The 10,693-nt window shown below is 60.8% G+C and carries 9 protein-coding genes; 4 read left to right on the top strand and 5 right to left on the bottom strand.

Annotation, left to right across the window (positions count from 1 at the left end; translation table 11 throughout):
• Positions 1-359: 359 nt before the first annotated feature.
• Entirely contained in the window at positions 360-1,265 is a 906-nt protein-coding gene (locus C6Y56_RS11485; protein WP_169429961.1) for a LysR family transcriptional regulator, read from the bottom strand.
• 100 nt (positions 1,266-1,365) lie between these two features.
• Positions 1,366-2,565, bottom strand: coding sequence for an MFS transporter (locus tag C6Y56_RS11480; protein WP_169429960.1), 1,200 nt, complete (start codon positions 2,563-2,565; stop codon positions 1,366-1,368).
• A gap of 311 nt (positions 2,566-2,876) precedes the next feature.
• On the opposite strand from C6Y56_RS11480, the gene C6Y56_RS11475 reads away from it, so the two are divergent.
• From C6Y56_RS11475 to C6Y56_RS11460, 4 genes are all read left to right on the top strand, one after another.
• Complete coding sequence (locus C6Y56_RS11475; protein ID WP_432760320.1) at positions 2,877-4,142, top strand: cytochrome c; 1,266 nt, start codon at positions 2,877-2,879, stop codon at positions 4,140-4,142.
• Positions 4,139-4,612 (top strand): (2Fe-2S)-binding protein, encoded by a 474-nt coding sequence (locus tag C6Y56_RS11470; RefSeq protein ID WP_169429958.1) that lies wholly within the window; start codon positions 4,139-4,141, stop codon positions 4,610-4,612. Before C6Y56_RS11475 ends, C6Y56_RS11470 begins: the two co-directional genes overlap by 4 nt.
• The gene (locus C6Y56_RS11465) at positions 4,609-6,846 is read left to right on the top strand and encodes a xanthine dehydrogenase family protein molybdopterin-binding subunit (RefSeq protein WP_169429957.1); all 2,238 of its coding nucleotides are present in this window, start codon (positions 4,609-4,611) and stop codon (positions 6,844-6,846) included. Before C6Y56_RS11470 ends, C6Y56_RS11465 begins: the two co-directional genes overlap by 4 nt.
• A gap of 148 nt (positions 6,847-6,994) precedes the next feature.
• On the top strand, positions 6,995-8,107 hold the full coding sequence (locus C6Y56_RS11460) for an alkene reductase (RefSeq protein ID WP_169429956.1): 1,113 nt from the start codon (positions 6,995-6,997) through the stop codon (positions 8,105-8,107).
• Positions 8,108-8,385: 278 nt separating this feature from the next.
• Here C6Y56_RS11460 and C6Y56_RS11455 read toward each other — a convergent pair whose 3' ends face one another.
• The 3 genes from C6Y56_RS11455 to hchA all read right to left on the bottom strand — a co-directional run bounded on the left by C6Y56_RS11455 (position 8,386) and on the right by hchA (position 10,588).
• Positions 8,386-8,664, bottom strand: a complete 279-nt coding sequence (locus tag C6Y56_RS11455; protein WP_169429955.1) for a hypothetical protein — start codon at positions 8,662-8,664, stop codon at positions 8,386-8,388.
• A gap of 329 nt (positions 8,665-8,993) precedes the next feature.
• The gene (locus C6Y56_RS11450; RefSeq protein ID WP_169429954.1) at positions 8,994-9,713 is read right to left on the bottom strand and encodes a PA1136 family autoinducer-binding transcriptional regulator; all 720 of its coding nucleotides are present in this window, start codon (positions 9,711-9,713) and stop codon (positions 8,994-8,996) included.
• Entirely contained in the window at positions 9,710-10,588 is an 879-nt protein-coding gene (hchA, locus tag C6Y56_RS11445) for a glyoxalase III HchA (protein WP_169429953.1), read from the bottom strand. Before hchA ends, C6Y56_RS11450 begins: the two co-directional genes overlap by 4 nt.
• Positions 10,589-10,693 lie beyond the last annotated feature (105 nt).

The following is a 10,693-nucleotide window of genomic DNA, read 5'->3' as shown; positions in this document are numbered from 1 at the left end:
GGCAGCTGGGGAGATGACAGAATCGTTGACGACATCCGTCGCCCTGTCCATTGCATCGTCGATTGCAAACCGCGTGATCAATTGAAACCTCGACTTCCATTTGAGGGTCAACGACGAGGAACAACCTGCGCGGTGGATGACAGCGCCAGGGTGGTCCCGATCGGCTGCGACTGCCGGGCCTGTGGGCACACGGCAATCTTCTGGCGCCGGGTTTGTGACCCGAAGCGCCGGCGGATAATAACCACGTTTTTTGTTAGGGAGGCAAACAAAATGTAGGAATTTTGCGAAATAAATATCGGACGTTTCCTACATGGTTGTGACGATGGCAAAGGGACAGAGATGCTGTGTGTGCGTGAGGTCTATGAACCTGGCGCAAGAATCTCCTCAAGAAAATCAATGAACACATTGATTCGGCTCGAACCCCGGTGATTGGGCAAATACAACACGTTGATGCAACTGCTCGCACTGCCGGGATTGACTTCATAACGTGCCAACAACCGTGTCAGCCGGCCAGCCGCAACATCGTCGCGCACCAGCCAGTCGGCCAGCAATGTCACCCCGCCGCCCGCCACTGCCGCTTCTCGCAGGATGTCGGCATTGTTGCTTTGCAGGCGACCGTGCACGTTGAGCTGGATGGTTTCCTCATCGCCCTGGAACGTCCAGTTCTGGTGAGACCCCGCGTAATCGAAGCGCAGGCAGGCGTGCTCGAGCAAGTCACGGGGATGACACGGCACCGAGTGACGACTCAGGTAATCCGGACTGGCCACCACCCAGCGTTCGAAAGCGCCGACCCGCTTGCTGACGATGTCTTCACTGACCACTGACGACCCTAGACGCACCGACACATCGATCTGTTCGCTCAGCAGGTCGCTGACCTGATCGCTCAACGCAATGCTTAATTCCAGTCCCGGATGTCGCTCGAGCAACCGGCCCAGATGGGGGGCGATGATCCTTCGACCAAACTCCACCGGAACGCTGATGCGCAAGCGCCCTTGCGCCTCGCTTCCACGGTCCGCGACGATCGCGTCTGCCTCGTCGATGGCATCAAGAATGGCCACAGCCTTCTCGAAATAGTTTTGCCCGGCGACGGTCACGCTGGTGTTGCGTGTCGTGCGGTTGAGAAGGCTGGCACCCAGCTCGTGTTCCAGCCCCGCCACCTGGCGAGTCACCGATGAAGTCGAAATACCGAGCTTGCGCGCCGCAGAGGAGTAGCCGCCGCAACGCACGGTTTCAACAAACATCTTCAATGCCAGTAACTTGTCCATAAGCGCGACCCGGTCAAAAAGGAACGGGGCTGATTGTGCATCACCAAACGCCAGGCGTCTTGTATGACCGTGCCCCATCGCCCCCCGCGATTCCAGTGCCTCAGGCATTTGCCTTGTGCCCCAGGAACATCGCCAGGGCCAGCGCCGGCAGCAATGCCACGCTGACGGCAGACAGCTGCCAGCCGAAATGCTCGTAGAGAGGGCTCGCCACCAGCGATCCCAACGCCCCGCCCACGAAAATGCTGGTCATGTACACCGCATTGAGGCGCGCACGGCTGTGCGGATCGATGGCGTACACCTCACGCTGGCCCAGCACCATGTTCAGTTGCACGGCGAAGTCCAGCAGCACCGCACAGACGACCAGCCAGATGTAACCGCTGCCGGGCAATGCAGCAATCAGCAAGGAGACCGGCGCCAGCAGCAGTGCAACGAGTGTCCCGCGCCGGGTATGCCCGGCATCGGCCAGGCGTCCGGCAATTGGCGCTGCGACTGCACCGACGGCGCCGACCAAAGCAAAAATCGCAACCTGCACCTGGCTGAAACCGTGGTGACGCATCAGCTCGATGGGCGCAAGGGTCCAGAACAGACTGAAACTGGCAAACAACAATCCCTGATACAAGGAACGCTGGCGCAGAACCGGATAACGACGAGCCAGCGCAAACACCGAGCCGATCAACGCCACGTAAGTCGCCTGATGTGACGGAACACGTCGCGGCAGCACAATCGCAGTGATCAGGGCGATGAAGGCCATCAGTGCCGCCGCGCTGAAAAACACCCCGCGCCAGCCAAATACGTCCACCAACAGGCTCGACAGCGGACGCGACAGCAGAATACCCAGCAACAGGCCACTCATGATGTTACCCACCACGCGGCCACGGGTTGCTTCAGGCGCCAGATGCGCGGCCAGTGGCACCAGAATCTGCACCGCTACCGAAGTCAGACCGATCAGCAACGACAGAACGAGGAACATCGATGGCGAATGCGTGAGGCCGGCACCCATCAGGGTCGCGCTCGCCGCGAGAGTGAATCCCACCACCAGACGTCGGTTTTCCATGAGATCGGCCAGCGGCACCAGCAACAGCAGTCCCAACGCATAACCCAACTGCGTGAGCGAAACGATCAGGCTGGCATTGGCGCTGGACAGGCCGATCTGCGGCGCGATCAGTTCGACAATGGGTTGCGCGTAATAGAGATTGGCCACGACCGCGCCGCAGCAAAACGCAAGGAAGGCGACCATCAGGCCGGAGAGAGAAGCGGATTGTTCGGCCTTGGCTGCAGCGGCCGGGTTACCCGTGAGCATGGTGACACCTCATCTGATTTGCGAAAGTGATGGCAAGGCTAAGGACTCCGGTCGCCCCCGAGAATCCATCCTTCGGGCAATTGAGTGATGCGTCATCCGCAACGAACGGCACGTTGCTGTTGACGCAATACTCTGTTGCGTGCTCCGGCAATACCCGAACGCCGACATCCTCTCTACCCTTGAGTACTTGGCACAGGGCTCCCCATCGGCGCCCCTTCCCGGTCGCCCAAGGAGCTCTTCATGGTCTCGAATCCGTCATTGATGCCCGCCCCGCGTCTCTCGCAGGTCACGTCCTCATGAAAGGTCAGTTCTTGAGATCCAAGCCTCTGTGGATCAGCGCAGCAGTCGTCGCTTCACTCGGTGCAATCGGGGCTGTCGTACTGATGTGGCGCCCGGCGATCGAGCCCGTCGAACGTCCGCGAACATTCAGTTCCGAGCAACTGCAGCGCGGTGCGCGAGTGGTCGAGGCCGGTGACTGTGCCGTGTGCCATACACGTCCCGGCGGCCAACACCTGGCGGGGGGACTGCCCCTGGTGACGCCGTTCGGCACGCTCTACAGCACCAACATCACACCCGATCCGCAGACCGGCATCGGGCAATGGTCGCTGCCGGCGTTCGAACGGGCGATGCGTGAAGGAATCTCCCGCGACGGCCACTTCCTGTACCCGGCCTTTCCGTACGTTCACTACCGGCGCATGACCGCAGAGGACATCGCCGATGCCTATGCCTATTTGATGAGCGGCCCGGCCGTGAACTCGCCGCCGCGGGAAAACCGCATGAATTTCCCGATGAACATCCGCCCGCTGGTGTCGTTCTGGAATCTGCTGTTCTTGCATGCAAAACCACTGACGCCAATGGCGCAGCAATCTGATACATGGAATCGCGGGCGCTATCTCGTCGAAGGGCCCGGGCACTGCGCAGGCTGTCATTCTCCGTTGAACCTGATCGGTGCCGAGAAGTCCGGTGAAAGCCTGTCGGGCGGTGTCGTGGACGGCTGGGAAGCACCGTCGCTGCTCGGCATGGCTCACCGTGCAAAAGCGTGGAGCAACGATCAGTTGGTGAGCTATCTGCGGGCCGACGTGGTGGACGGACACGGCACGGCGGCCGGCCCGATGCGCCCGGTCAGCCTCGGTCTGGCCGCCTTGCCGGTCGGTGATGCACAGGCGATTGCCGAGTATCTGCTGAGCCTGCCGGCAAACAAAGCGATCACCGAAACGCAAGATGCAACGGCGAACGCAGGCCTCTCCGATCAGTCCACGGGCGCCCTGCTGTTCGCCAGCGCCTGCGCCGGCTGCCATGCCGCCGCGGCACCTATGCGCGAAATCGACGGGCGTCCGTCACTGGATCGCACGTCAGCGCTGCAAGCCTTACACCCGCGCAATTTCCTGAAAACCGTGCTCGAAGGCATCCCGGTAACGCCGGGCTTGCCCGGACCGGTGATGCCGCCGTTTGCCGCCAGCCTCGACAACGATCAACTCACAGCCCTGGCGACATACCTGCGTCGACAAGCCAGACCCGACCAGCCCTGGACAGACCTTTCTGCCACTCTCGAAGCGCTACGTCAGGAGACGAAATGACCCACCTCACACTCAACGTCAACGGCTCCGCCCAGACTCTGGAGCTGGAACCTGACATGCCGCTGCTCTACGCGCTGCGCAATCATCTGGGATTGAACGGCGCCAAGTACGGGTGCGGTCTGGGGCAATGCGGCGCTTGCACCGTCATCGTCGATGACCAGCCCGTTTTTTCCTGCCTGACACCCTGCGCGGGCCTTGATGGCAAAAAAGTCAGAACGGTCGAAAGCCTCGGCACCGCCGAACATCCCGGCCCTTTGCAACAAGCCTTTATCGACAAACAGGCGGCTCAGTGCGGTTACTGCATTGCCGGCATGTTGATGCGCGCGCAGGCATTGCTGGAAAGCAACCCACACCCGGACGAAGAGACCATTCGCGAGCACATGGCAGGCAACCTGTGTCGCTGCGGCACTCACTTGCGGATTATCGAAGCGATCAGCCTGGTGGCCGGGCAAAACGGGAGCGCACCATGACAAGGATCAAAGAGGTCGATCACGGTCGCCGCGCATTCTTGCGTGGAGGCGCCTTGCTGGTAGCGTTTACCCTGCTGCCCGCAACGCGGCGTGCCTGGGCGGACACCGAAGTCGATACGCTTGGCACCGTGGTGCTGGCGCCTGACCTCCCCGGCAGCCTGCGTACCAACCCCTGGCTTGATGCCTGGATCCGCGTCGGCCCTGAAGGCATCACCGTCTACACCGGCAAGGTTGAACTGGGCACCGGCGTCAAAACAGCCTTGCTGCAAATTGCCGCTGAACGTCTGGAGGTGTCCCCGACAGCGATCAACCTGCTGACCGCCGACACCGCACTGACACCCAACGAGGGCTATACCGCCGGCAGCCACAGCATTTTCGACAGCGGAACCGCGCTGTTCAATGCGGCGGCACAGGTGCGAGAGCTGCTGTTGGCGTCAGCCGGGCGAAGCTGGGAGATAGCGCCTGCCCGGCTGACGACCCGGGAAGGCATCATTCACGGCCCCACCGGACAAACAATGTCCTATGCCGATGCCGTCAAAAACGTCGATCTGCACCTCTACGCCAAAGCCGAATCGCCGAGCGTGTCCGCGACATCATTCAAGGTGATCGGCCATTCGCTGCAGCGGCTGGATATTCCGGCCAAAGTCAGCGGCGGCGCCGCGTTTGTTCAGGACATACGTCTGCCGGGCATGCTGCACGCCCGGGTCATACGCCCGCCTCGGCCAGGCTGCACACTGGAAACCTTCGACGCGCAATCGATCGAAACGCTGCCCGGTGTGGTGCAGGTGATTCGCGACGGCAACTATCTGGCCGTGGTGGCGCGTGACGAGTGGCAAGCCATCAAAGCCATGCGCAGCGGCTACGAATCGGCGCGCTGGACTGGCGGACAGGCGATACCCGAGGCGCAAGACATCCATGGGTTGCTGGAGACCCTCCCCTCACGCCGCTACCCCATCAGCCAGGAGGGCACGCCGCGGGGCACGACCGACCACAGCTATCGCGCACGCGTGACCAAGCAGTATCTGATGCACGGCTCCATCGGCCCGTCATGCGCCGTGGCCTGGTTCAAGGACGGCACCCTCACCGTCTGGACCCACACTCAGGGCGTGTATCCCCTGCGTGCCGGGATCGCCGAAATGGTGCGATTACCCCCAGAGCGCGTTCGTTGTATTCATACCGAAGGCTCCGGCTGCTACGGCCACAACGGCGCAGACGACGCGGCGGCCGACGCAGCGTTGATTGCGATGCAACTGCCGGGCACGCCGGTGCGAGTGCAATGGATGCGCGAACAGGAGAACCTCTGGGAGCCCTACAGTTCAGCGATGGTCACCGAAGTGCAAGCCAACCTCGATGCACACGCAAGACTGCAGGACTGGAATTATGAACTGTGGACAACACCGCACAACGAACGCATCGTCAATGCCGGACGATTGCTTCCGGCGCGACTTCTGGCTCGCCCCTTCGTCTCCGCGCCGTCGGTGCCGATCGCACAACCTGAAGGCGACGGGGATCGCAATGCGGTGCCGCTGTACACATTGGCCTCCAAGCGCATCAACATGAATTTCGTCACCGAGATGCCGTTTCGCACCTCGGCCATGCGCTCGCTCGGCGCGCACATCAACATCTTCGCGATTGAAGCGTGCCTGGACGAGCTGGCCGCCAGTGCCGGGGCTGATCCGGTTGCCTTGCGCCTTGCGCACCTGACGGATCCCCGGGCACGGGCCGTGGTGGAGCAGGTTCGCGACGCTGTCGACTGGCCGCAAAAAAGCAGCGAGCCTGGCGCGGGCCTCGGCTTCGCATTCGCTCGCTACAAAAACATCATGGGCTATTGCGCCATCGCCGTGCGTCTTCGGGTGCATCCGCAGACCGGCGAAGTGCAGATCGATCATGTCGTCACGGCAGTGGACGTGGGACAGATCGTCAATCCCGACGGGCTGCGCAATCAGGTCGAAGGCGGGATTGTCCAGTCCACCAGTTGGACGCTGTATGAAAAAGTCGCCTATGACGCCGGCGGCATACGCAGCTACGACTGGAGTGGCTACCCGATCCTGCGCTTTACGCAGGTACCGAAAAAGGTCGACGTTCATCTGCTCGACCAGCCCGGACAGCCGTTTCTGGGGGCTGCCGAAATCGTCCAGGGCCCCATGGCGGCGGCCATCGGCAATGCCGTGACGAACGCCACCGGCCGGCGCTGGTTGAACCTTCCTCTGACTCGCTCGGAACAACCGTCCTGAACGTCGCAGCGTTGCATTCCACGCAATGCAGCGTAGCGACACGCATGGATTATCAAGCGCAGAGCATCCGCTTAACGTAAGGCCATCCGGTGCCAGACCCAGCGTCCGACACCCTCTGCCGACGCTTTACAAAGACTGGAGAACTCTCATGACGCAGCACCTGTTCCGCCCTATCGCCCTGGGCCCCTACACACTCCCCCATCGGGTGGCGATGGCGCCGCTGACCCGCTCACGCGCCGGACAACCCGGCGACATCCCGACGGCCATGAACGCCGAGTACTACCGCCAACGCGCAAGTGCCGCGTTGATCATCACCGAAGCAACGCAGATTTCCCGCCAGGGCCAGGGCTATGCCTGGACGCCTGGAATCTATAGCGATGAACAGGTGCAGGCCTGGCGCGAAGTCAGCCGCCAGATACATGAGGCTGGCGGGTTGATCTTCATGCAGCTTTGGCACGTGGGTCGCGTATCCCACCCCAGCTTTCAACCCGACAACGCATTGCCGGTGGCCCCGAGCGCATTGCCCGTCCCGGGCAAGACCTTCATCGTCGATGCGGATGGCAACGGGATCTGGGGAGATGTGCCGGTGCCGCGCGCACTGCAGACGTCGGAAATTGCCGATGTCATCAGCGACTACCGCCGAGCCGCGCGCAATGCGCTGAACGCCGGGATGGATGGCGTGGAAATTCACGCGGGCAATGGTTATCTGCTCGATCAATTCATCAACAGCAACAGTAACCAGCGCGAAGATTCGTACGGTGGCAACCTGGAAAATCGTGCACGCCTGTTGCTGGAAGTGGTCGCCGCTGTGGTCGACGAAATCGGTGAAGAGCGCGTGAGCGTTCGTCTGACGCCGATGGGGCGCTTCATGGGCATGGGCGATGAAACGCCTGAAGCGACGTTCGGCTATATCGTACGTTCGTTGAATCGCTGGAAACTGGCCTACCTGCATCTGGTCGAGCCCGCCGTCGTAGGCACCGTCAAGGATGAAAACTACGATCCGCGTTGGGACGCCATCATCAGTCAGCTGCGTGCGGACTGGCACGGCGTGCTGATGATCGCCGGAGGCTACGACCCCGAGACGGCGGAACAGGCCCTGATTGATGGCCGCGCGGACATCATCGCGTTCGGCCGACCGTTTCTGGCCAACCCCGATCTGCCAAGGCGAATTCGCGACGGGTTGTCGCTCAATACCCCAGACCCGAGCACGTTCTTCGGTGGCGACCAGCGTGGCTATGTGGATTACCCGGTTCACTCCTGATTATCCATGACAACCTGTGCGCCCATTGGGATCCCTGTCTGCCTGGCAGGAGCGGCGCGCCAACGGGAAAAGGGGACGGATTTATTTTCAGAAAATAAATCCGTCCCCTTTTTTGAAATATCCCATATCTGATTTATTTATCGCCGAGTGGTCCGACGCTTCGGAAGCCCTGGGGCGATGAAACTTTTGGGCAGTTGAGCAACGTTCAAGCCGATCCTGAGATAAAAGAGAAAAGTGAACCAAAGGGGGCGTCTAGCTTTGAGTGGTGTTGACCCTTTTCATTGATATCTGGCTCGGTTGTCTGCAAGCGCCTTAAGTCGTTCAAAGATAAAATCAATGTCTAGAATCGAGTAACGCTTTTGCACCGTCCAAACCCCAGAGGTGACCTCTTGCTTAACCTCGATATAGTCGAGACCGAGTACTTTGGCAGCATTCCCAGCATTCGTCGGGTGCAGGGAACACCCGGTTACTGCCTCGAAACGTTCGACAATTTCAGTAGCGCTAAGGGTTTCTTCATGCGATTTGATTGAGCGAAATGCAGGAGTTTTCTGTGTCATGGCCCCAATCCTTATAATTCGGCCCTGACGGGCCATGAGCGCTATACCAATAATGAAAGCTAAAAAATCGGGACAGATTTGAATGGCACTTACTTGGCAGCTAACCACTTGAGCTGAAGGCAAAAAATGAAGAAGGGCGGGTTTTGGTCCCCATTTTTGTGTCCCATTTTGGGTCGTTGCTGCATAGGGTCGATGACCCGTTGCAGGTCAGCCTCACGGCCGATCAGTTTGGCCCGGGGCGGCGCCGGTTACAGACCACCGGCGCAGGCCCTTTGCATCATAGAAGTTTTGCACGGTCGTTCAAGCACGGCACGGGCAGAGTGCGAACCTCACCCCTTTATTTCCCCCTTGCGAATGGCAATCTTGATGGCCTGAGCGGTAGTGGCCACGCCAAGATGCCGACGAGCCGAACGCAGGTGATTTTCCACCGTGCGCCCGGACAAACCGAGCGTGGCGGCGATGTCCGACTGACGTCGACCGGCGGCGACCCACGCCAGCACTTCGCGCTCACGGTTCGACAGTTTGCCGGTCGTCTCCTCCAGCGGTGCTTCGAGCAATCGCCGGGCGGAGTAAAACGCCACCGAGGCGAGCATGCCGAGCGCCAGACGAATCCGCGCAGAGGCATCGATCTGTTCGCCCCCCAGGCTCATGGCACCTTCAAGCCCTTGCGGGCCGAAGACCGGAATCTGTAATCCGTGCACACCAGGGCCACTCGGCACGCGAACCATCCGATAAAGTTCGCCGTTCTCCTCCTGCACTTTGCTCCAGAAGAAGGATTCGCGGGCGTCCAACAGATGGCGTGTCACGGGGCAGCGTTGAACGTAGGTCTCGGCGTCGACGCCAATACCGTCGCCAAACCAGTCGCCTTCCACCCAGTAAATGCGCTCGACCACGTCCTCCGACGCCGAGGTGGCGGAGAACAGGACGAATCGATCGTAACCATACGCCCCGGCGAAACCACGGACGACCTTCTGGATCGTCGCCAGCGTGGGCGCCGCCTCGATGTCGAGGGCGGCGCGCAAGAGTGCCTCGGCAGGTGCGGGACTCACCCCGGCGTGACCTCTTTCAGAAGCGCGGCCGCCGCCAGCTTGCCCAGTGCGTTACCCGCCAGCGGACTGTCACCGGTCAGCAGTTTGCGATCCTGAAGCGTGGCCCCGGAAATGTCCTGGTTAGTGATTTCCACACCGAGCGCCTGCAACTGCTCGCCGAACTTCCAGGTCAGGTGGCCGGGCATGTAACCGATGTCGGGGGTCGTCGCATCCAGGGCATCAGGAAAGGCGCAAATCCGGTAACCGTTGAAGATGCACGAGTCTTTTGTTTCACCGAGGCCGGCCGCCAGCAACGCCGCCGGGCCGTGGCACAGAGTAATGACGAATTTGTCCTTGGCGACGGCCCATTGCAGGATCTTTTTCACGTCCTCGCTTTCCGGCAGGCCGATCAGCGCGCCGTGCCCGCCGGGAATGAACGCACCGATATAATCCGAGTCCTCGCCCAGCGCTTCCTCGATCACTTGGGACAGCTTGAGTGGACGCTTGAACTTGTCGCGGTATTGCTCGTAGAAGCCCTTCACTTCGGCGTCTTCGGAGGGCATGGCCCAGAATTCGAACTTGACCGGATTGCCCGACAGCGTCGCGACATCGAAGCCGAAACCGGCCTTGTCGAGGTGATACATCGGCAGCAGCGTTTCAACCGGGTGATTGCCCGTGGAGAACATCGTGCCGTTGTCGGTCAGCAGATAGCGCTCGTCCGCGCCGATCATCAGAATCTTCCAGCGCCCGCCCTTGTAACGGTTCGGGTACTCGGCATCACTGAGATCGGATTTGGGCGAAGTGAACTGGCTGAGGGAATACGGCGAGGGGAAAAACGCATTGTCCTCGGCCGGATCGGGGGTTGGGCGCTTGTCATCAGTCTGCGTGGTAGCCATGCTGCTCTCCATCGAGTGGGTCAATGTCGGAGTTCATGCTAGTAAGGCGTCAGCGTTACAACAATGAGGGTTTTCCCTCAAAAGATCATGCACTGAACCTGCGGC

This window comes from Pseudomonas fluorescens (genome assembly GCF_012974785.1).
GTDB lineage: Bacteria > Pseudomonadota > Gammaproteobacteria > Pseudomonadales > Pseudomonadaceae > Aquipseudomonas > Aquipseudomonas fluorescens_BT.
This window is presented reverse-complemented; position numbering and strand designations above follow the sequence as displayed.

Coding starts and splice junctions, on each gene's coding strand:
- C6Y56_RS11460 (WP_169429956.1), top strand. CDS start 6,995: ATGACGCAGCACCTGTTCCGCCCTATCGCCCTGGGCCCCTACACACTC.
- C6Y56_RS11485 (WP_169429961.1), bottom strand. CDS start 1,265: ATGGACAAGTTACTGGCATTGAAGATGTTTGTTGAAACCGTGCGTTGC.
- hchA (WP_169429953.1), bottom strand. CDS start 10,588: ATGGCTACCACGCAGACTGATGACAAGCGCCCAACCCCCGATCCGGCC.
- C6Y56_RS11480 (WP_169429960.1), bottom strand. CDS start 2,565: ATGCTCACGGGTAACCCGGCCGCTGCAGCCAAGGCCGAACAATCCGCT.
- C6Y56_RS11470 (WP_169429958.1), top strand. CDS start 4,139: ATGACCCACCTCACACTCAACGTCAACGGCTCCGCCCAGACTCTGGAG.
- C6Y56_RS11465 (WP_169429957.1), top strand. CDS start 4,609: ATGACAAGGATCAAAGAGGTCGATCACGGTCGCCGCGCATTCTTGCGT.
- C6Y56_RS11455 (WP_169429955.1), bottom strand. CDS start 8,664: ATGACACAGAAAACTCCTGCATTTCGCTCAATCAAATCGCATGAAGAA.